This is a genomic window from Burkholderia sp. WSM2232, from assembly GCF_000472545.1.
Classification (GTDB): domain Bacteria; phylum Pseudomonadota; class Gammaproteobacteria; order Burkholderiales; family Burkholderiaceae; genus Paraburkholderia.
In genome coordinates, this window is the sequence record NZ_AWZV01000003.1 from 219,552 (window position 1) to 240,001 (window position 20,450).

The window sequence follows — 20,450 nt, forward strand, 5'->3', positions numbered from 1 at the left end:
TGGCACGAGCGATCTAGCATAAGCGCCAGTTCATCGTCCCTCTGCTCACTTGCAGTCACCCGCACTTCACCCAGGCGCGTTTCATGTGGATTGTCAACGTTGCGCTTAAGCGGCCGTATACGTTCATCGTAATGGCCATTCTGATCGTGCTGGCGACGCCCTTCGTGCTGTTCACCACGCCGGTCGACGTACTGCCGGAAATCAACATTCCGGTGGTCAGCATTATCTGGACATATAACGGCCTGTCTGCCGAAGACATGGCGCACCGGATCGCCTCCGTCAACGAGCGCAGTCTCACCACGACCGTGAACGACATCGAGCATATCGAGTCGCAATCGCTCGCGGGCATTACGATCCTGAAGGTATTTCTGCAGCCGGACGCGAATATCCAGAGCGCCATTGCGCAAACGGTGGCCGTCGAGCAAGCCCAGCTCAAGCAGATGCCGCCCGGCGCCACGCCGCCTCTCGTCATCAGCTATTCGGCCTCCAGCATTCCGGTGATTCAACTGGGCCTGTCGAGCACGAAGCTCTCCGAGCAGCAGCTCAACGACACGGCGCTGAACTTTCTGCGCCCGCAACTCGTGACGATTCCCGGCGCGGCCGTGCCCTATCCGTATGGCGGCAAATCGCGGCTGATTTCCGTCGACCTCAATACGCGTGCGTTGCTCGCCAAGGGCCTCACGCCGCTTGACGTGGTCAGCGCCTTCAACGCGCAGAACCTGATCCTGCCCACCGGCACAGCGAAAATCGGGCCGAAGGAATACACGATCAACATGAACGGCTCGCCGTCTACGCTGGAGGGCCTCAACGATATTCCGGTGCGCACCGTGAACGGCGCGACGACCTATCTGCGTGAAGTCGCTCACGTGCGCGACGGCTTCTCGCCGCAAACGAATATCGTGCGGCAGAACGGCCATCGCGGCGTGCTGATTTCGGTGCTGAAAAACGGCAGTGCATCGACGCTTTCCATCGTCAACACGTTGCATGGTCTGCTGCCTGCCGCGCGCGCGGCCTTGCCACCGGACCTTAACATCACGACGCTTTTCGACCAGTCGGTGTTCGTCAGGGCGGCAGTGGAGGGCGTGGTGCGCGAGGCAGTCGTCGCGGCCGCGCTAACGGCCGCGATGATCCTGCTGTTTCTCGGCAACTGGCGCAGCACCTGCATCATCGCAATCTCGATTCCGCTGTCGATTCTCTCTTCGCTGATCGCACTGCATGCGCTCGGGCAGACCATCAACATCATGACGCTCGGCGGCCTTGCGCTGGCGGTGGGTATTCTGGTCGACGATGCGACGGTGACCATCGAGAACATCGAGCGGCATCTGCATATGGGCACCAATCTGCACGATGCGATTCTCGAAGGCGCCGGCGAAATCGCGATTCCCGCGCTCGTCTCCACGCTGTGCATCTGTATCGTGTTCGTGCCGATGTTCTTTCTGACCGGCGTGGCGCGCTACCTGTTCGTGCCGCTTGCGCAGGCCGTGGTGTTCGCTATGCTGGCTTCATACATCCTCTCGCGCACGCTGGTGCCCACACTCGCCATGCTGCTGATGGGCCACGCGCACAAGCCGAAGCCCGAGGCAAAGGCGAGTCCGTTCCAGCGTCTTTATCGGCGTTTCGACAATGGCTTCGAGCGCATGCGGGCCGCGTATATCGTGATACTCAGTAGTCTGCTGGTGCGCCGCGGCCGCTTCGGCAGCATTTTTCTCGGCTTTTGCGTGGTGTCGATGGCGCTTGCATTCGCACTCGGCGAAGACTTTTTCCCCAGCGTCGACGCGGGCAATATCCGCTTGCATATGCGTGCGCCGACCGGCACGCGCATCGAAGAAACCGCGCGTCTCGCCGACGAAGTCGAGAAGGTGATTCGCGAAGTGGTGCCCGAGAAAGAACTCGGCACCATTCTCGACAATCTTGGTTTGCCGTACAGCGGCATCAATCTCTCGTATAGCAACTCGGGGACCATCGGCACGCTCGACGGCGAAATACAGATCGCACTGAAGGAAGGGCACGAGCCCACGCAGCGCTACGTCGAAAAGCTGCGTGCGCTGCTGCCGCAGCGCTTTCCGGGCGTCGAGTTTTTCTTCCAGCCGGCCGACATCGTCACGCAGATTCTCAACTTCGGCCTGCCCGCCGCCGTCGACGTGCAGATATCCGGCGCCGACCAGCAAGGCAATTTCGAAGTCGCGCGCAAGCTGCTCAAGCAGGTGCGCCTGATTCCGGGCACCGTCGACACGCACATCCAGCAGAGACTGGACGAGCCCGCCATCAACCTGCAGATGGACCGCACGCGTTTGCAGCAGCTCAATCTCACCGCGAGCAACGTGGCGCAAAACCTGCTGGTTTCGCTATCGGGGAGCTCACAGACTTCGCCCGGCTTCTGGTACAACGACCGCAACGGCGTCGAGTACAACGTCGCGGTGCAAACGCCGCAGTACCGCATTTCTTCCATCGACGATCTGTTGCGCACGCCGGTATCGGCAACTGCCACGGGCCCGACGCAATTACTCGGCAACCTGGTGCGCGTGGCTGCGCAAAACCAGTTCGCGGTGGTGACGCATTACAACATCCGGCCCGTGATCGACCTGTACGTGAGCGTCGACAAGCGCGACCTGGGCAGCGTCGCCAGTCAGGTCGACAAGCTCGTGCAGCAAGCACGGGCAACGCTGCCGCGCGGCAGTCAGATCACGGTGCGCGGCCAGGTGCAGACCATGCGCACCTCATACATGGGCCTTGGGCTCGGCGTGGCGATGGCCATCGTGCTGGTGTATCTGCTGATCGTGGTGAATTTCCAGTCGTGGGTCGATCCGCTCATCATCGTGAGCGCGTTGCCCGCGGCGCTCGCCGGCATCGTGTGGATGCTGTTTCTGACCGGCACACATCTGAGCGTGCCTGCGCTCACGGGTGCGATCATGACGATGGGCGTCGCCACGGCGAACAGCATTCTGATGGTCGCGTTCGCGCGACAGCGGCTCTCTGCCGGCGCGCCGCCGCTCACGGCCGCGCTCGAAGCGGGAGCGAGCCGCATCCGCCCGGTGCTGATGACGGCGTTCGCAATGATCATCGGCATGATTCCGATGGCGCTCGGTCTGGGCGAAGGCGCCGAGCAAAACGCGCCGCTCGGCCGCGCGGTGATTGGCGGATTGCTGTTTGCAACAGTGTCCACGCTGTTTTTCGTGCCGCTGGTGTTCGCGGGCATTCACACGCGGCTCGCGCGGCGGCAGCGCAACGATCATGAAGGCAGCGTCGGCGAGCCGGCCTGAGGCTCGATAGAGACTGCGAAACATGCAGCGAAACAAGCAAAACACACAGCGAAAGACCACCCGAACAGAACGGCTGCCCGCACTGACGGAGCTGGCTAACCGAGATTGCTAACTGAGATGACCGAAAAAACTCATGCATCGCTGGCGATTCCATCGCGAGAGACGGAAAGCGGCCACGCACTGCCGCCGCGCAATCGCGAATGGAAGCGCGCGAAGATCGCCATCTGGATCGTGCTGAGCTTGCTCGCACTCGGCGCGTTGCGCACCGTGATCGCCAACCTCATGGAAAACCGCGCCGTCGAGCAAACGACGAAGCTCAACGCCACACAGTACGTGAACGTGGTGAGCCCGACGCCCGCCGAGGGCGGCGGCACCACGACACTGCCGGGCACGCTGCGCGGCAGCGTCGAATCGCCAATCTATGCGCGCTCCACCGGCTATCTGCTGCGCTGGTATGTGGACATCGGCGCGCGGGTGAAGCAGGGCCAGTTGCTGGCAGAACTCGATACGCCCGAAATCGACCAGGAGCTCGCGCAGGCATTGGCGCAGCGCCAGCAGACCAGTTCGAGCCTCGCACTGGCGAAGAGCTCGCTCGAGCGCTGGCAGCAGCTTCGTCAGCGCGATGCCGTATCGCAGCAGGAGCTCGACGAGCGGCAAAGCACCTATACGCAAGGCGTCGCCAATCTCGCAGCCGCTGACGCGAACGTGCAGCGCCTGCGTCAGCTTGAATCGTTCAAACGGATCGTCGCGCCGTTTGCGGGCGTGATCACGCAACGCAACGTGGATGTGGGCGACCTCATCGACGCTGGCAGCGGCACGAGCCGCGCGCTGTTCGCACTCGCGCAGTCAGACCCGCTGCGCGTCTATGTGCAGTTGCCGCAGGCGTATGCGCAGAATGTTTCGGTGGGGCAGAAGGTAGTCGTCACGCAGGCCGAACTGCCCGGTCAGCAGTTTCATGGCACCGTCACGCACATTTCGGGCGCGATCGACGTACCCACCCGTTCGTTGCAGGTCGAGGTGACCTTGCCGAACCCTGAGAATACGCTGCGTCCCGGCGCATATGTACAAGTCGCTCTGCCTTCTGTCGCCCGCGCACAATGGATGGTGCCCGGCAACGCATTGCTGTTTCGCGCCGAGGGGCCGCGGGTTGCCGTGGTCGACGCGAACGGCAACGTGCAGTTGCGCAAGATCGTGATCGCCCAGGATCTCGGACAGACGCTCGAAATAGAAAGCGGAATCGACGGCAACGACAAAGTCATCATCAACCCGAGCGATTCGATTGCGGACGGCGATCACGTGGAGATCGCACAGCCTCAGAAGAACACCAGGGGGGCGTCGTGAAGCTGCCACGCGTCGCTCGGGCCGCACCTGTACTAGCCGTGACGGCGAGCGCGGTCATGCTGGCCGCCTGTGCCGTGGGGCCTGACTACACCCGAGCGCAGGCCGAGGTGCCGCCGGCATGGAACACGGATTCGTATTGGCGCGTTGCCGCGCCCTCACATGCGCCGATGGACCCCGACTGGTGGAATGTGTATCACGACGCCACGCTTGCCACGCTGGAAGTGCAGGCGCTCGCACAGAACCAGACGCTCGTCGCCGCCAATGCGCACTATCAGCAGGCAAAGGCGACGCTCGCCAACACGCGCGCGCAACAGGTTCCCGAGGTGGACCTCGCGGCTTCGGCAGCGCGCTTTCGCATCTCGCAGGACAGGCCACGCACCAATTACGCAACGCCCACTGTCTCGACCGTGCAGAACAACCTGCAAATCGGCCCCACGATCAACTACGACACGGATCTGTTCGGCCGCATCCGCCGCCAGGTGGAAGGCGCGACGGCTTCCGCGGGCCAGGCGGCGGACGATCTCGCGAACGCGCGGCTCATTCTCACCACCGAGGTTGCCACCGACTACTTCGCGTTGCGTGAACTCGACACCGAGATCGACGTGCTGAACCAATCGGTGACGCTGCAGCAAAAAGCGCTCGATTACGTGAACACGCAGCACGATCTCGGCGCTGTATCGGGCCTCGACGTATTGCAGCAGAAGTCGCTGCTCGACACGACGCGCGTGCAGGCGCAACTGTTGTTGAACCAGCGCGCGCAATACGAGCACGCAATCGCCGCGCTCGTCGGCGTGCCCGCTCCGCAATTCGCGATCGAACCGAAGGTGTTGAGCTTCCAGGTGCCGGCCATTGCGCTCGGCGTGCCGAGCGACCTGCTGCAGCGCCGGCCCGACATTGCCTCGGCGGAGCGCGCGATGGCGGCTGCCAATGCGCAGATCGGCGTGGCGAAGGCGGCGTTCTTTCCGAGCCTCACGCTGACGCCGGGCATCGGCTGGGAAGCCACGCAGTTCGCGAGCTTGCTGAGCGCGCCGACGTTGATGTGGACACTCGGCGCGGCAGCGAGCCAGGTGCTGTTCGACGGCGGCCGCCGCGCGGCCAACGTGCAATTCGCAAGCGAAGGCTACAAGGAGACGGAGGCCAACTATCGTCAGACGGTGCTGAACGCGTTCCAGCAGGTGCAGGACGGCATTACGGGGCTTGCGGTGCTGGACGGCGCGGCGAAGCAGTCGGAAGACGCGGTGGCGGACGCGCAACGCCTGCTCGGGCTCGCTAACGACCGCTATTCGGGCGGCCTTGTCGCGTACCTGAACGTGATTACGGCGCAGCAGTCGCTGCTCAACAGCAAGCGGCAGGACGCACAGATTCGCGGCCAGCAGATGACGCTGTCTGTCGCGCTCGTCAAGGCACTGGGCGGCGGCTGGCAAGCGGACGCCGGCGTTGCCGATACCGCACCGGGTACCGACCGGCAAGAAGCGCACACGGGCGGCACGATGCAGGCCCGCGCGGCGGCGCCGTGACAAACGGCACGATGGCAGAGGCATGAAGCGTTTTGAAACAGCCGGTCAAAAAAGCCGGTCGACAAAAGCCGGTCGACAAAAGCCGGTCGACAAAACCGGTCGAAAAAGCCATGCAGGGCGTTTCGTATAATGCAGACACGAGGAGGCGCGCATGAAATTGCTGATCGTTGAAGACGAGCACAAGGTGGTGGACTACCTGCGCTCCGGTTTGACAGAGCAGGGCTGGGTCGTGGATGTCGCGCTCGACGGCGAGGAGGGCATGTACCTGGCTACCGAATTCGACTACGACGTCATCGTGCTCGACGTGATGCTGCCAAAGCGCGACGGCTTCAGCGTGCTGAAGGCGCTGCGCATGCGCAAGTCGACGCCGGTCATCATGCTGACCGCGCGCGATCATGTGAACGACCGCGTGCGCGGCCTGCGCGAAGGCGCCGACGACTACCTCACCAAGCCGTTCTCCTTCCTCGAACTGGTCGAGCGTCTGCATGCATTGGCGCGCCGTACGCGTTCGCAGGAATCCACGCTGATCTCCGTCGGCGATCTGTTTGTCGATCTGATCGGGCGGCGCGCCACGCGTGACGGCATAAGGCTCGATCTGACAGCGAAGGAATTCCAGTTGTTAAGCGTGCTGGCCCGCAGGCAAGGCGATATTCTGTCGAAGACGGCGATCACCGAACTCGTGTGGGACGTGAACTTCGACAGCCATACGAACGTGGTCGAGACGGCAATCAAACGACTGCGCGCGAAGCTCGATGGCCCGTTTCCCTCGAAGCTGCTGCATACCGTGCGCGGCATGGGCTATGTGCTCGAAGTGCGCGAAGAGGCGGAGCAGTCATGAACCGTTCCATTGCGCGGCGCCTCGCATTGATGTTCGCGCTCGTCGCGCTTTCGGTGTTTACGATCGTGGGCGCGGGGCTTTTTGCCGTGTTGCGCTCGCAGCTCGAAAGCCACTTGCGCGAGTCGCTCGACGACCGCGCGCAAATCGCGCGGCTCATCTGCAATCACGGGCTGACGCCCGAAAAGTGGCGTATGTCGCGGGAAAAACTGACCGACATGACGCCGCACGACCGCAGTACCGTCTACGCGGTGACCAGCATCGAGCCGTCGTACAACTACGGCAAACCGATCGAAGGCACGACAGTCAAGACCTTGCCTGGCGGTTACGCGCGCGTGAAGCCGGCGGGCGGCGGCGCGGACATGCTCACCACCACCGTGTTCATTCCCGGCTATTCGACGCGTCCGCCAATGCAGTTGCAGGTGGCGTCGAGCTACCTGCCCAACATTCGCACCATGCGGGCTTTCGGCTTCGCGCTCGCGGCGCTGTCGGCGCTCGGCAGTCTCGCCGTGCTGCTGCTCAGCTATTCCGTCACGCGCATCGGCCTTGCGCCGCTCACGCGCCTCACGCGCGACGCGTCCGCTGTCAGTCCCAACAATCGCTCGCAGCGGCTCAACACCGCGTCGTTGCCGCTCGAACTTAACGATCTCGCGAATTCGTTCAACGGCGCGCTCGAACGGCTCGACGGCGCATATTGCCGGCTCGAATCGTTCAATGCCGACGTCGCGCATGAACTGCGCACGCCCGTGACCATTCTGATCGGCCAGACCGAAGTCGCATTGACGCGCAATCGTTCCGTCGACGATTTGCGCCACACGCTGCAATCGAATCTGGAGGAATTCGAACGCATGCGCGCGATCATCAACGACATGCTGTTCCTCGCGCGCGCCGACCAGGGCGAACGCGCTACGGGCCTGATGGAAGTGTCGCTCGCAGCGGAGGTTGCGCATACGCTGGAGTTTCTGGAGATTCCGCTCGAAGAAGCGCGAGTGCATGCGCGTCTGCATGGCGACGCCGTCGCGCACGTGAACCGGTCGCTGTTCGGGCGCGCCTGCGCGAATCTGTTGATGAACGCGATCCAGCATTGCCAGCCGGGCGCGCAGATCAGCGTGAGGATCGTACGCGAAGCGCAGCAGGTGTGCATAGAGGTCGCGAATCCCGGTGAGCCTATCGAGGCGGCCGTGCTGGAGCATCTGTTCGACCGTTTCTATCGCGCGGAAGCGTCGCGCACCAATAGCCGCGAGAATCACGGCCTGGGCCTTGCCATCGTCAAGGCAATTGCGGAGATGCATCGGGGCAGCGTGTCCGTGCGCAGCGAAAATGGCGTGAACACGTTTGCGTTCTCGGTTGCCGCTTCGCGCGACGAGGGCGCTACGCAGCCTGTGCGTGCGAATGCGGCGGTGAGTGCGGCTGCGCGTGCGCCTGAAAGTGCGGTTGTGAATGCGCCTGTGAAGGCAGCAGCAAATGCAGCATCGAATGCAACAGGAAATGCAGCAGCAAGTGCTGTGAACCCGGCCGGCGCCTGCGGTCCAGCCCCGGCTTCCTACTCGTCGCTGGTAAAGGGCAAGTCCGCCTGAACCGGCAGACGCCGCTGCGGCGGCTGCGCGCTGGCGAGGCTCAGTGCGCTCACGCGCACGCCGAGCAGGCGCAGCTTGCGGTTCAACTCCACGCGCCGCAGGCATTCGGTGGCCGCGCGGCGTATTTCGGCGGCGTCGGCCGTGGGCATATCGAGCGTCAGGTCGCGAGTGACCGTGCGGAAATCGTCATAGCGCAGCTTGATGCCGACCGTCTTGCCCACATAGCCCTTGCGCACGAGATCTTCGGCGACCCGCACGCACAATCCGGTGAATGAACTCGACAACGCCGGGCGGTCGTGACGCGGGTGCAGATCGCGCTCGAAGGTCGTTTCGCGGCTCATTGATTTCGGTTCCGATTCGACCACCACCGGGCGTTCGTCCTCGCCTTGCGCGACTCGCGTGAGCCACGCGGAATAGCTGCGCCCAAAGTGGTCCTGCAACAGCCCCGCGTCCGCCGCCGCCAGATCGCCGACCGTGGCGATGCCGAGCGCCGTGAGTTTTTCCGCTGCCTTCGGGCCGATACCGTTGACCTTGCGCACCGGCAGCGGCCACACGCGCAGCGGCACGTCGGCGGGCGTGAGAATCGTGAGGCCGTCTGGCTTGTCGAGTTCCGAGCCGATCTTCGCGAGCAGCTTGTTGGGTGCCACGCAGATCGAGCAGGTGAGGCCGGTGGCCTGATTCACCGCCTGCTTGATGCGTGAGGCAATGTCGCGCGCCTCGCCCGGCAAGTCCGTGAGGTCGATATAGATTTCGTCGATGCCACGGTCTTCGATACGATCGGTGAACGTTGCCACCGCGGCCTTGAAGAGCCGCGAGTAATGGCGATAGGAGTCGAAATCGGTAGGCAGCAGGATGGCATCCGGCGCGAGCACCGCGGCCTTCATCATGCCCATCGCCGAGAACACGCCGAGCGCACGCGCTTCATACGTGGACGTGGTGACCACGCCGCGCCCCGCGTAATCGCGCAGCCTCGCAAAACGGCGGCTGCCGTCTGGCAGGGCTTCGGGCGCGCTGTTGCGGCCGCCGCCTATTACCACGGCCTTGCCGCGCAGTTCCGGATAACGCAATAGCTCAACGGACGCGTAGAACGCGTCCATGTCGAGATGCGCGATACGGCGGCTTGCTGAACTCATGGAAGGCTAGAACGGATGGCACCCGTAATAGTACCTTGCCCGGCCTTCCGGGTGCCGCCTAGAAGCGATAGGTCACGCCGAGTTGCACGACCGGGTAGAGCTTGTAGCGCTCGACCTTGTCGTTGATCTTCTGCTCCTGCTCGTCGATGTTCGCCTGGGAGGTGAACATCGAGTAAATGGCGGGCACGTTGTAGTGCGTGCGCGGGCGGCCATACGCGACGCCAACGTCGAAGGTGAGGCCGAAACCCTTCGCCACCGGCTTATGTCCGTAGCCGATGCCCACATACGGCATTACGCGCGGCAGCGTAACCGTGGCCGACGGTGCCGGGCCGACAGCCGGCACGTAGTCGTCGCCGATCTTGTAGTTGCCTTGCGCGTTCGGCACCGCATGGGCCGACAGTTCGTCGCCGTTGATCAGCGCGCCGGCCGTGAGCCGGAAGCCGCTTGAGCGGAACGGGAACACGTCCAGATAGAGGCCGCCTTGCAGCAGCTTGAGGTGGCCGTCGTACTGATTTTCGTTGACGGTGACCGAATGCGAGAAGCCGAGCCCCTCCAATTCGGCATGCACGCCCGTCCATGAATTGAGCGGCATGGCTGCGCCAAGGCCTGCGCCGAGCGTGCCGCCGTGCACATAAATTTCCTGCGCGTGAGCCGCGCCACCGAACGCGGCAATTGCGGCAATCGCCGCTGCAGCCGCACTTTTTACCTGCCGTTTCACCTTCAACACCGTTTGTCTCCCGACAAAAAATCAATTGCATGCGGGGACTTTACGGTTTGACCATGCCGTTCAAATGCATGAATAACGGGCAATTGTGGCGGCTCTTCCCGCTCAAGTTCGTTGCCGGAGAAAAGCGGAAAAAACGCCCCGTAACTTGTGCCGATTAATAGGGCTAAGCGGTGCGGCTCGACAGAATAGCCCTGTTTTCATGGGCTATTCGTTGAATCGCGCAGTTCGGCTCGCTTCGATAATGGGTGCATTCAAGAGCACTTCGCCGCGCCCCTGAGCGTGCAACCGCTTCTTACCCAGCCGAACCAACGCGGCGCCTCGCGCCTCGTCCACATCCGTTACCCACGCCGCGACTGACGCGGCGGCCTTTTCGAATCTGGAGTCGTTTTATGTTTTCCTCCCCGATGTTCCGATCATTCGGCGCCGCGCTCGCGCTTGCCGCAACCGTTGCGCTTGGCGCATGCGGCGGCGGCGGCTCGGGCAGCAGCAGCGGCGGGAGCAGTGTATTGAAGTTGTCGTCCGCGCTGCAGAGCGAGCACGTCGCGCGTTACGCAGGCGCGTTTGGCATGCTGTCGGGGCCGGGCGTCGCGGCGATCTATACGTCGGTCGTGCAATCGCTCGTAACGGACGTGACGGCCGGCGCGGCCAATACCACGACGGCCTGTCCCGCGAGCGGCTCGATTAGCGTCGTCACGCAGGGCGCTGGTCAGAACGGCCTGCAAACCGGGGAAACCGCGACGGTCGGTTTCAATCAATGCGTGGGGCAGGTGAAGGCGCCGGGCGTATCGGGCAGTGCGTCGATCACCGGCACCGTCAGCGTGCAGATCCAGAACGTGCAGGGAATTGTCGGCAACGCGTCGAACAACTGGTCGTACAGCGCGACCGAAACGGCCAATGCGTTGACGCTGGTTTCGACGAACGGCAAGACGGTAGTCAACGGTACGGTGAACTATACGATGAGCTACGACGCCGCTACCGGCATCACCACGACCACCGCAAGCAGCCCGACAGTGACGCTGGACCGCACGCAAACGGCGGGTTCGGGCAGCATTAGCGGGCAGATCACGATCACCGGGCTGATGTATTCGCGCCTGCATGGCGCCGATCCGGTCACGGACACGCTCGCGACGAGCGGCAATATCAGCGTGAACGCGGCCGACGCGACGATCGCCTTTGCGGTGTCGACGCCGACGCCGGTCACGATAAACGGCGGCAAGGTGCAAGGCGGCGTGATTCAGCTTTCCACGAGCGACACGGTGGAAAGCATTATGCCGAAGGACGAGTCGACGGTGATCATCACCGTTACGTCGAATGGCAAGACGGCGACTTACACCGAAACCATCGACGATTTCCGCTCGCTGGCAGGCGCCTGAGCGTAAAACCGTGCTGCGAGGCGGGCGCGGTTGCGCCCGCCTTAGAATTTACTGCTTGATGCCTTCGGCCTGAATGTGCAGCGTGGTCTGCATCTTGAAGCCGTAGGTCTTGCCGAAGTCGACGCCGAAATCGTCGCGGTTGAACGTCGCGGTGGACTCCGTGCCGCACACTTCGCGCTTGAGCATCGGGTTCACGAAGCACTTGAACGACTCGATCTTCAGATTCACCGGCTTCGTCACGCCATGCATGGTCAGCGTGCCGATCACTTCCACGGGCTTATCGCCTTCAAAGCGGATTTGCGTGCCCTTGTAGGTCGCGGTGGGGTACTTCGCGACGTCGAAGAACTTGTCGCCGACCAGTTCCGCGTCGAGCTTGTCGTTGCCGATATCCACCGAGCTCATGTCGATCGTCACATCGACGGTGCCGGTCTTTGCTGCGCGATCCAGCACGACGCTGCCGCTGCTTTTCTTGAACTTGCCGCGCCAGATCGAGACGCCGCCGAAGTGGTCGGCCTCGAAGCTCGGGGCCGTGTGCATCGGATCGAGTTGATACGTATCGGCGGCCATCGCGTTGAACGACAATGCGGCGGCCAGTGCGCCCGCGGCGAGCAGGAATTGCTTCTTCAAGATGTTCTCCAGGTTTTGAAAAGTGCTGTGACGCTTGGATGTTCTGCTTGGGTTTTCTGCTTTGAGGCTGCTTATCACTTCTTCGAGGCGACGAGGTGGAACTTGATGACGACTTCGTCCGCGACCACCGAGGTATCTTTCCACTCGCCGGTGCCCACATCGAATTGCGAGCGCCTGATCGGCAATGAACCATCGAAGGTCTGGCTCGAGCCCTGGCTCGCGATGGTGACCGGCACGACCACGGTTTGTGATTTGCCCTTGATGGTCAGCTTGCCGGTGATCTTGTACTGGTCGCCGCCCGCCGGCGCAATTGCGCTCGACACAAAGGTCGCGGCCGGATAGGTCGCACTGTCGAACCATTCCTTGCCTTGCGCCTGCTTGTTGTAGTCGTCCGCGCCGAGGTCGTAGCTGCGCGTGTCGATCGACACGCTGGCACTGCCCGCCGTCGGCTTGGCCGGATCGAACGACAGTTGCGCGGAAAACTTCCTGAACTTGCCGTCAACCGGCACGTTCATCTGTCTGGTCGTCGCGATTACGGTGCTTTTGCTGGTGTCGACGTCGGCATGCGCGAGGCTCGTGCCGAACAGCGCAAGGGCCGCGGCGCCCGCGAGAACGGTGTGATGGAGTTTGGTTTTCATGGTGGTACGCATCCTATCGAACTCATGTGCGCTAATTGCACACAGCGGGGAATTTGATTGCCAACATGTCGTAGCGAATCAGCTCTGGCGGGCCGTTAGTGCGTTGCCGCGTTCAGTGCGAATAGTAGGGATGTCGAAGAGAACCGAATAGGCGCAGGCGAGAGAACACATTGTTCTACTGGTGACGCCAATGGTGAAGTCACAGGCGAAGTGAATGCGTTGGGGCTTGCCGGCTGCCTCGAAAAAGGCAGAAATGCGGGAGTCACGCCGGCTTGGGTTATCCTGCGCACCGGGCGTTGCCCACGTACAACCATCCATTCAAGGTTTTTGTTGTGACTTCGATTTTCCTTTCATGGGGTATTGCCGCGTTCGCGACCGCCGGCGTGATCACCCGTCCTTTCAAGTGGCCCGAGGCGGTATGGGCGGTGGCCGGCGCGGTGCTGCTGGTGGCGCTGGGGCTGTTACCGCTGAATCTGGCGATGGAGGCGGTCGGCAAGGGCACGGACGTCTATCTGTTCCTGTTCGGCATGATGCTGCTTTCGGAAGTCGGGCGCCGCGAAGGGCTCTTCGACTGGGTCGCGGTGCTCGCGGTCAATCACGCGCAGGGGTCGCCGCGCAAGCTCTTCATGCTCGTGTATCTGGTCGGCGTGGTGATCACGGCGTTTCTTTCTAACGACGCGACTGCGGTCGTCCTCACGCCCGCCGTGTTTGCCGCCGCGAAGAAAGCGAAGACCGACCCGTTGCCGCTGCTCTTTGTCTGCGCGTTCATTGCCAATGCGGCCAGCTTCGTGCTGCCGATCTCCAATCCGGCCAACATCGTGCTGTACGGCAACCACACGCCCGCGCTCGGGCCGTGGCTGATGCGTTTCGCGTTGCCGTCGCTGCTGTCGATCGGCGCGACTTATGTGCTGCTGCGCTGGAGGCAGCGCGAGGCTCTTGCCGGCACCTGCGAGGCGAATCTCGAGCCGCTGCGGCTCTCGTCCAGTGGCCGCGTCGCGTTGGCGGGCATTGCCGTGACGGCAATCGTGCTGCTCGCGGTCTCCGCCTTCGACGTTCCGCTCGGCCTGCCCACGGCGATACTCGGTGCGTTGACCGCCGTGGTCGTGCTGGTCCAGGAACGCAAGTCGCCCGTGCCGATGATCCGCGAAATATCGTGGAGCGTCCTGCCACTCGTGGCCGCGCTGTTCGTGCTGGTCGAAATGCTGGACCATACCGGTGTGATCAACCTGCTCGCCGCGCTGACGCGAGCCGCGGCCGCGCACAACGAAGCGGGCACCGCGGGCTGGGCGGGCGCCGCTATCGCAATTGGCAGCAATCTGATGAACAACCTGCCGGCCGGCCTGATAGCGAGTTCCACTGTGATGCAGGCGCACAGTCCCGAGCGCGTGATCGACGCGCTGCTGATCGGCGTCGACCTCGGGCCCAACCTGTCGATTACCGGATCGCTTGCCACGATTCTCTGGCTCAACGCGATTCGTCGCGAAGGCGAAGACGTGAGCTTCATGAAGTTCCTGAAGGTGGGCGTGGTCGTGATGCTGCCGGCGCTCGTGCTTGCGCTCGGCGCACGCATTCTGATCGGCTGACCGACCGATCGGCTCATGGGTCAACCGCCGGCGGCTCGCGGGGCCGCCGCGCGAAATGCAGAGCGGCCCCACCTGCAAGAGTCAGCGCGGGCCGTTGATCTCAGGCGCAATCGCCGCATGGTTGAGCAGCGCCACCAGTGACATGCCGCCCACCGTATTGCCCACGAGGGTAGGCACAAGAAAGCGCAGAAAATAGTCACGCAGGCTGGCGTCGCCGCTGAGGAGCGCATAAGCCACTTCCGTCGACCCCGCGATGATGTGCGACAGATGGCTCACGGCCACCACATAGGTGATCAGCAGCACCGTCAACAGGCGGCCCGAACGCGCGCTCGGCAAAAGCCACACCATCAATGCGATCAGCCAGCCGGCAAACACCGCCTTCACCATGGTCGGCAGCATCTGCTCGGAGCCGACCGCCGCGCGCGAGACTTCGCCCAAGGCATCGACCACGGCGGGCGCGAATACATCGGGAATGCGCAGCATGGCGGCGAAAATCCAGGTGCTGACCAGGTTGAAGAACAGCACGACAGCCCATAGCCGCATGGCCCGCAGCAGCGTGCCCGGATCGCGCCGCGTCAATACGGGCAGGACGACCGTCAGGGTGCTTTCGGTAAAAAGCTGCTGCCGCCCCATGATGACCAGCACGAAGCCCATCGAATAGCCGAAGCTCGACACCAGATGACGCCACGAGGTATCGGGCAGGCCGGCTTCGAGCACCGCTTGCGTGAGAAACGAAAAGCCCATCGAAAGCCCTGCTGCAAGCGACGACCAGATCAACGCGCCAAGGGTCCGTTCGAGGGCCGCTTCGCCTTCGGCACGGACTATCTCATGCAGCACGAGCGCATGCGGGGCGGTGTGGTGCGCCGCCTGATCCTGCTCGCCTTCGTTCAGATGGGGAGAATCGGCGCCCGCGTCCTCGGCGCGAGGCGCTTGTGAGTGGGCCGCTTCGGCGGACGACTGGCTTGCCTTGTCGCGCGTCGCTTCGGTCATCAGCGAGCCTCCTTCCAGCGTGGGGGCGGCACGTCGCAGACCGCTTCCTCCGGCTCCCGCAGTGCGGCAAGCGTAGCTGCGAGACGGGCGACGCGGGCTCGCTGCGCCGGCATGAGCGGTGCGCCCGACAGCGCGCGCAAACGGCTGTCCCAGTAGGAAAGCGGAAGGGAATCATTCACTGAGAGACGCCCGAACACCACTTCGAGATGGGCGATCTCCCTGTCCAGGTTCTGGTAGCTCATGTGAAATGTCCGATAACAGGCGATAAGGCGGGGACCACATTGCGCGGCAGTCAGGGCGGCTGTTGCGCGTCACTTCATGGGGAGCAATAGCCGTTCCCCATTTCGTCAGGACAACGGGAATTCACCAGGCGTTCCGCCGCCGACATGTCCATCCTCCAGCAAAGGCATTTGCAGCAGCCGCAGCATAGGTGGTATGGCCTCCGGCGGTTGGCGCTCGGGCGGCCGGTTCATGACATCGGGCGACATCATTCTGCAATTGCCTTGCGGCAGCGCATCCACAAGAATTCGACCAGTCATTGAACGGATCGCCGCACCCGCTGGCGACACTCGGTGGCTCTATGTAACGAGTCGGTCATGAAAAAATTGCTCGCTGCCATTCTGTTGTGCTGCGCATCCACCGCCACGTTCGCGCAGGCGGCTCCCCAAGGCGCCAATCCGCAGCGCGTTCAGCGCATGGTTGCGCAGTTGCAATCGCGGTTTGCGAATGCCAACACGACTCGCGACGCCCCACCGTTTGCGTCTTGCGCGTGCATCGATCGTCGTGTCGATAAGCGCCGCGCACGCCGCTTGCATAAGCGTGGGACCGGACTTCACGGAGCCTGAGTTCACGCTGAGTTGTCGTTGGCGCGCTTGCCGCTCGTCGACTATCGGCCGGTGAGCATGATGCGGCTCCTGATGAATCTGATGCAGAACGCCGTCGTCTACGGCGGCAGCGGGCTCGCGGTGCGCAGTTGGGCGAGCGGCGAGCTCGTCTATGTGGCGGTCGGCGATCGGGGCAAGGGTTTATCGGCCGAAGAACTGGAGCAGCTCAAAGCGCCGTTCCAGCGCGGGCCGAATGCGCGCTCGCATAGCGGCGGCAAGTGGCGGGGGCTTGCGATTATCGGGAGAATCGCGCGACTGCACGGCGGCAGAGTGGAGTTTTCAGGCGCGCGAAGACGATGGACCGGAAGTGTGGGTGGCGCTGCGGGCTAACGCGGGACGATGCGGGCAGGTGGCGAACGGCGGGCACGAGCAGGGGCTTGTGGCGAGGGCGCAAACGTCACAACGCAAAAGCATGGCCTTGCGAGCGTCACTGGCGATCGAGCCACGCATCCAGTCCCACGCGGAACGCCACGCCGGCAATCACCGGCACGGTCAGCATCAGGATGATGCCGAAGTTCGGGATCTGGTCGCCATAGACGATGGGCTGATACAGCACCACGCCCGCGACGATCGCGAAGACGATTACGCCGACGGCTACCATCAGAACATTACGCACGGTAATGGATAGCTCTTTGCGCCTCGCCTTCGCGGGACTCGTGCTCGCGGCGGGGGCGGGATCGTGTTGGGCAGGCATGATGGATCTCGTGACAAATAAGCAGCGCAGAGTAAGGTGCGCATTCAACCGCCGCTACAGCAACCGCTGCAACTGCGGTAACTGCTGCAACCACCGCAACGGCAACAACGGGCAACAAGTGCGGCCACGACGGCACAGCCGCAACAAAAAGCGCACGCCCAGCATCATACCAGGGGCCGCATGTGCAACGCAGTGCACCCCGCGGTGCTCGCATCGTCGTAAACCAATATATGCCGCATTCCGGCCTACGGTGCCAGAAAGCGCACGTCCGCCAAGCTTGCGCGCAGCGTCACGACGCGGCTTCGATCGGATCGAGCCAGCGCGCGAGTTCATGCCGCAACTGCGCGAAGTCGAACGGCTTGCCCAGTATGCGCGCGCCGGGAATGCTCTCGCCGATCGACGCATGCGCGCCATAGCCGGATACCAGCAAGACATGCACGTCCGGCTGCGCGTGCAGCACTGCGCGCGCGAGGTTGTCGCCCGACATGCCAGGCAACGTAATGTCCGTGCAGAGTATGTCGTAGCGTTGCGCCGGCACGAGTGGCAGCGCTTCTTCGGCGCTCCCTACCGCTGTGCAGTCGAGCCCCAGCGTGCCGAGCAGGAGGCTCAGCGCCTCGCGCGAATCGGCGTCGTCCTCGACGAGCAGCACGTGGGCCGGTGCGCGCGCCGGTGCAGCTTGCGGCGCGGCGTCGCGCTGAAGCTCGCGCTCGGCCGGCACTTCACTCTTGCTCATCTCACTGCCCGGCGGGTCGTACGCGACGCTGGGCACGCACGCGGCGATCTCCCTGTCGGTCATCTTGCCGACCGACGCGGCGCCGGCAGCCGGCGCACGCGCGGCGCGCAGCACGCCGCGCACCTTGCGCGCGAGATCGTCGCGGCGATACGGTTTGGACAGCAGCGTGATGCCCGCGTCGAGCTTGCCGTGATGGACGATTTCGTCGCGCGTATAGCCCGACGTGAACAGCGTCGGCACGGCGGGCATGCGCGCCGCGGCACGCCGCGCCAGCTCGACGCTTTTTATCTTGCCGGGCATCACTACGTCGGTGAACAACAGATCGATCGGCACGTCGCTATGAATCAACTCGAGTGCCGCGTCGCCGCTCGATGCAGTCAGCACCTTATAGCCGAGCTGCACGAGCATTTCGACCGCGGTCAGGCGCACGTCCGCATCGTCCTCGACCACCAGCACCGTTTCGCCGCCGCCCACGGGCGCGCTCGTTTCGTCGGCGGTTTCGGCGGTTTCCGGCTCGCAACAGCGCGGGAAAAACAGTGACACCGTCGTGCCATGTCCCACCGTGCTTTCGATCAACGTATGCCCGCCGCTTTGCCTCACGAAGCCAAACACCATGCTCAGGCCCAAGCCTGTGCCATGCCCGTGCGGTTTGGTCGTGAAGAACGGTTCGAACACGTGCTCAAGCACGTCGGGCGGCATGCCCGCACCCGTATCCGTCACCGAAAACACCACGTATTCGCCCGGCGCAAGCTCGGGCTTGTCGCTGCAAAAGGCTGCATCCAGCACGCGGTTCGCGGCGCACACGGTCAGCGTGCCGTCTGTTTTCATCGCGTCGCGCGCATTGATGGCCAGATTGAGCAGCGCGTTTTCGAGCTGGTTCCGATCGACCTGCACGTGCCACAGGTAATCGCTGAACACGGTTTCGATCCGCACGGTTTCGCCGAGCGCGCGATGCAGCATCTCGCTCATGCCCGCAAGCAGGCGGCGCGGGTTGAGCACAGTGGGCGAGAGCGGCTGGCGCCGCGCGAACGCGAGCAGATGCGCGGCGAGTTTCGCGCCGCGCTTGACCGCATCCGTTGCCGCCGACAAACGGCGCAACGTCACCTGGTTGTCGCCCGCGTCCGCGGCCATCATCTGCAGATTGCCGTTGATCACTTGCAGCACGTTGTTGAAGTCGTGCGCGACGCCGCCCGTGAGGCTGCCGATCGCTTCCATTTTCTGCGCCTGACGCAGCTGTTCTTCAGCGAGTGCGCGTGCGGCGACCGCATCGGCAACGCGCTGCTCGAGCGTCTCGGTCAACTGGCGCAGCGACTGCTCGGCGATCTTGCGCTCGTGGATGTCGATCAGCACAGCCGGAAACCGGGTGGGTTGGTCGTGTTCGTCGAACTCGCACTGGCCGTTTGCCTGCACCCATACATACTCGCCGTCGGGCCGGCGAATCCGGTACTCCGCGCGAAACGGCCTGCCTGGTTGCAGCGCCTCGCTGCGCAAACGTTCGAGCAGCGATTGATCGTCTGGGTGAATCACCCGCGTCGCGGCGCTGTGATCGACGCCGCGGGCGGCTTCTTCCACGGAGAAAGAGAAGGTGCGCGCAAAACGCTCGTCGCCTGTTATCTTGCCGGTCTGCATATCGGCGACGCACGTGCCGAGCACGGCGCCGGTATTGAGCGCGAGTTGCAGGCGTTCGTTGGTCTCGTGCAGATCCGCTTCGGCGCGTTGCCGCCAGCGTTCGGTCAGCACCCGCTCGGTCGTTTCGACCACGACGGCCAGCACGCCCGCGGGCGCGCCGCTGTCGTCGGCGACCGGGCTGTAGTACAGGTCCATCCACACGTCCTCGGGCTTGCCCTCGCGCAGCAGTACGAGTTCCTTGTCGCGATAGGAGAGCGTGCCGCCGGCAAGGCAGGTCTGCATTACATGACGATTGAATTCGGCGACCTCGGGCCAGCCAATTTCGACCGGGCAACCGAGCAGATACGGGTGCCGCCCGCCCGCGAAAACGGCGTATGCGTCGTTGTAGATCATGTAGCCAGATTTGCCCCACAGCAGCACGAGGGGCACTGGCGAAGCGAGCAGCAACTGCACCGTGGCGGTCAGACTGCGCGGCCAGTCCGCAATCGCGCCGATGCCGGTGGCCGACCAGTCGAATTCACTGATGCGCCGCGCCATCTCACCGCTCCAGCCTGAACAGCCGTGATCTTGTGCCGGAAATGGCATGCTGCGCTCCACGAGATCGCGTTGTTGAGTGGGGTCTCCAGTCTGCCGGTTCACATTGTCCGCGTAAAGGGCCGATACGCGATGCGCGCCGATTAGTTGTGCACGCACCGGAATGCGCGCAACTTTTACCTCTGCGGGGCGCGGGCTTGTTTGCGCGAACGGCAAAAAAAGCTGCACCCGTCCTTACAGAATCCTTCAGAAGAAAGCCTCGCTACGTGCTGACGCCGCGTTGCCCCCGTGCAAGTCACAGCGTCGGAGTGTCGGACTGTCGGAGTGACGGCGGCTAACTCGCAGCGCGCCGACCCGTGACGAAGCAGCGACGAG

The 20,450-nt window shown here is 63.5% G+C and carries 15 protein-coding genes and 2 pseudogenes; 9 read left to right on the top strand and 8 right to left on the bottom strand.

Features of this window, described 5'->3' with window-relative positions; translation table 11 throughout:
* The first annotated feature begins 83 nt into the window (after nt 1–83).
* The 5 genes from F757_RS0100980 (at nt 84) to F757_RS0101000 (ending at nt 8,530) form a co-directional block, all read left to right on the top strand.
* Nucleotides 84–3,260, top strand: coding sequence for an efflux RND transporter permease subunit (locus F757_RS0100980; RefSeq protein WP_027209731.1), 3,177 nt, complete (start codon nt 84–86; stop codon nt 3,258–3,260).
* A 117-nt stretch (nt 3,261–3,377) separates the two neighbouring features.
* Nucleotides 3,378–4,601 (top strand): efflux RND transporter periplasmic adaptor subunit, encoded by a 1,224-nt coding sequence (locus tag F757_RS0100985; protein WP_027209732.1) that lies wholly within the window; start codon nt 3,378–3,380, stop codon nt 4,599–4,601.
* 56 nt (nt 4,602–4,657) lie between these two features.
* A complete protein-coding gene (locus F757_RS0100990; RefSeq protein WP_232221328.1) occupies nt 4,658–6,118 on the top strand; it encodes an efflux transporter outer membrane subunit in 1,461 nt (486 codons plus the stop codon).
* Between the two features lie 151 nt (nt 6,119–6,269).
* The gene (locus F757_RS0100995; RefSeq protein WP_027209734.1) at nt 6,270–6,956 is read left to right on the top strand and encodes a heavy metal response regulator transcription factor; all 687 of its coding nucleotides are present in this window, start codon (nt 6,270–6,272) and stop codon (nt 6,954–6,956) included.
* Nucleotides 6,953–8,530 carry a heavy metal sensor histidine kinase gene (locus tag F757_RS0101000; RefSeq protein WP_027209735.1) on the top strand — a complete coding sequence of 526 codons (1,578 nt, stop codon included), beginning with the start codon at nt 6,953–6,955 and terminating at the stop codon, nt 8,528–8,530. Before F757_RS0100995 ends, F757_RS0101000 begins: the two co-directional genes overlap by 4 nt.
* Here the strand turns inward: F757_RS0101000 and dinB are convergent.
* Together dinB and F757_RS0101010 are read right to left on the bottom strand one after the other, a co-directional pair.
* Nucleotides 8,497–9,663 (bottom strand): DNA polymerase IV, encoded by a 1,167-nt coding sequence (gene dinB / locus F757_RS0101005; protein WP_027209736.1) that lies wholly within the window; start codon nt 9,661–9,663, stop codon nt 8,497–8,499. The two genes, F757_RS0101000 and dinB, sit on opposite strands and share 34 nt — an antisense overlap.
* Before the next feature lie 58 nt (nt 9,664–9,721).
* Nucleotides 9,722–10,390, bottom strand: a complete 669-nt coding sequence (locus F757_RS0101010; protein ID WP_027209737.1) for a hypothetical protein — start codon at nt 10,388–10,390, stop codon at nt 9,722–9,724.
* 389 nt (nt 10,391–10,779) lie between these two features.
* On the opposite strand from F757_RS0101010, the gene F757_RS0101015 reads away from it, so the two are divergent.
* On the top strand, nt 10,780–11,763 hold the full coding sequence (locus F757_RS0101015) for a hypothetical protein (RefSeq protein ID WP_027209738.1): 984 nt from the start codon (nt 10,780–10,782) through the stop codon (nt 11,761–11,763).
* Between the two features lie 48 nt (nt 11,764–11,811).
* Here F757_RS0101015 and F757_RS0101020 read toward each other — a convergent pair whose 3' ends face one another.
* Both F757_RS0101020 and F757_RS0101025 read right to left on the bottom strand, forming a co-directional pair.
* Entirely contained in the window at nt 11,812–12,390 is a 579-nt protein-coding gene (locus F757_RS0101020) for a YceI family protein (RefSeq protein ID WP_027209739.1), read from the bottom strand.
* Between the two features lie 74 nt (nt 12,391–12,464).
* Entirely contained in the window at nt 12,465–13,028 is a 564-nt protein-coding gene (locus F757_RS0101025; RefSeq protein WP_156923475.1) for a YceI family protein, read from the bottom strand.
* Nucleotides 13,029–13,360: 332 nt separating this feature from the next.
* Between F757_RS0101025 and F757_RS0101030 the strand changes: the two genes are divergently transcribed.
* Nucleotides 13,361–14,611 carry an arsenic transporter gene (locus tag F757_RS0101030; protein ID WP_027209741.1) on the top strand — a complete coding sequence of 417 codons (1,251 nt, stop codon included), beginning with the start codon at nt 13,361–13,363 and terminating at the stop codon, nt 14,609–14,611.
* A gap of 81 nt (nt 14,612–14,692) precedes the next feature.
* On the opposite strand, the gene F757_RS0101035 is transcribed toward F757_RS0101030, so the two are convergent.
* Together F757_RS0101035 and F757_RS0101040 are read right to left on the bottom strand one after the other, a co-directional pair.
* Complete coding sequence (locus tag F757_RS0101035) at nt 14,693–15,601, bottom strand: formate/nitrite transporter family protein (protein ID WP_027209742.1); 909 nt, start codon at nt 15,599–15,601, stop codon at nt 14,693–14,695.
* Nucleotides 15,601–15,843, bottom strand: a complete 243-nt coding sequence (locus F757_RS0101040) for a hypothetical protein (RefSeq protein ID WP_027209743.1) — start codon at nt 15,841–15,843, stop codon at nt 15,601–15,603. Before F757_RS0101040 ends, F757_RS0101035 begins: the two co-directional genes overlap by 1 nt.
* A 354-nt stretch (nt 15,844–16,197) precedes the next feature.
* On the opposite strand from F757_RS0101040, the pseudogene F757_RS36395 reads away from it, so the two are divergent.
* Together F757_RS36395 and F757_RS0101050 are read left to right on the top strand one after the other, a co-directional pair.
* Nucleotides 16,198–16,347: pseudogene (locus F757_RS36395) on the top strand (EF-hand domain-containing protein); the annotation flags it as partial.
* A gap of 108 nt (nt 16,348–16,455) precedes the next feature.
* A pseudogene (locus tag F757_RS0101050) lies at nt 16,456–16,822 on the top strand (sensor histidine kinase); the annotation flags it as partial.
* A 90-nt stretch (nt 16,823–16,912) separates the two neighbouring features.
* Here the strand turns inward: F757_RS0101050 and F757_RS0101055 are convergent.
* Entirely contained in the window at nt 16,913–17,179 is a 267-nt protein-coding gene (locus F757_RS0101055) for a hypothetical protein (protein ID WP_027209746.1), read from the bottom strand.
* Between the two features lie 289 nt (nt 17,180–17,468).
* Entirely contained in the window at nt 17,469–20,126 is a 2,658-nt protein-coding gene (locus F757_RS0101060; protein ID WP_027209747.1) for a hybrid sensor histidine kinase/response regulator, read from the bottom strand.
* Nucleotides 20,127–20,450: the final 324 nt, after the last annotated feature.

Excerpts from the sequence above, each read along its gene's own strand:
- F757_RS0100980 (WP_027209731.1), top strand. The coding sequence starts at position 84 with ATGTGGATTGTCAACGTTGCGCTTAAGCGGCCGTATACGTTCATCGTA.
- F757_RS0100985 (WP_027209732.1), top strand. The coding sequence starts at position 3,378 with ATGACCGAAAAAACTCATGCATCGCTGGCGATTCCATCGCGAGAGACG.
- F757_RS0100990 (WP_232221328.1), top strand. The coding sequence starts at position 4,658 with ATGCTGGCCGCCTGTGCCGTGGGGCCTGACTACACCCGAGCGCAGGCC.
- F757_RS0100995 (WP_027209734.1), top strand. The coding sequence starts at position 6,270 with ATGAAATTGCTGATCGTTGAAGACGAGCACAAGGTGGTGGACTACCTG.
- F757_RS0101000 (WP_027209735.1), top strand. The coding sequence starts at position 6,953 with ATGAACCGTTCCATTGCGCGGCGCCTCGCATTGATGTTCGCGCTCGTC.
- dinB (WP_027209736.1), bottom strand. The coding sequence starts at position 9,663 with ATGAGTTCAGCAAGCCGCCGTATCGCGCATCTCGACATGGACGCGTTC.
- F757_RS0101015 (WP_027209738.1), top strand. The coding sequence starts at position 10,780 with ATGTTTTCCTCCCCGATGTTCCGATCATTCGGCGCCGCGCTCGCGCTT.
- F757_RS0101025 (WP_156923475.1), bottom strand. The coding sequence starts at position 13,028 with ATGAAAACCAAACTCCATCACACCGTTCTCGCGGGCGCCGCGGCCCTT.
- F757_RS0101035 (WP_027209742.1), bottom strand. The coding sequence starts at position 15,601 with ATGACCGAAGCGACGCGCGACAAGGCAAGCCAGTCGTCCGCCGAAGCG.
- F757_RS0101040 (WP_027209743.1), bottom strand. The coding sequence starts at position 15,843 with ATGAGCTACCAGAACCTGGACAGGGAGATCGCCCATCTCGAAGTGGTG.
- F757_RS0101055 (WP_027209746.1), bottom strand. The coding sequence starts at position 17,179 with ATGCCTGCCCAACACGATCCCGCCCCCGCCGCGAGCACGAGTCCCGCG.
- F757_RS0101060 (WP_027209747.1), bottom strand. The coding sequence starts at position 20,126 with ATGCCATTTCCGGCACAAGATCACGGCTGTTCAGGCTGGAGCGGTGAG.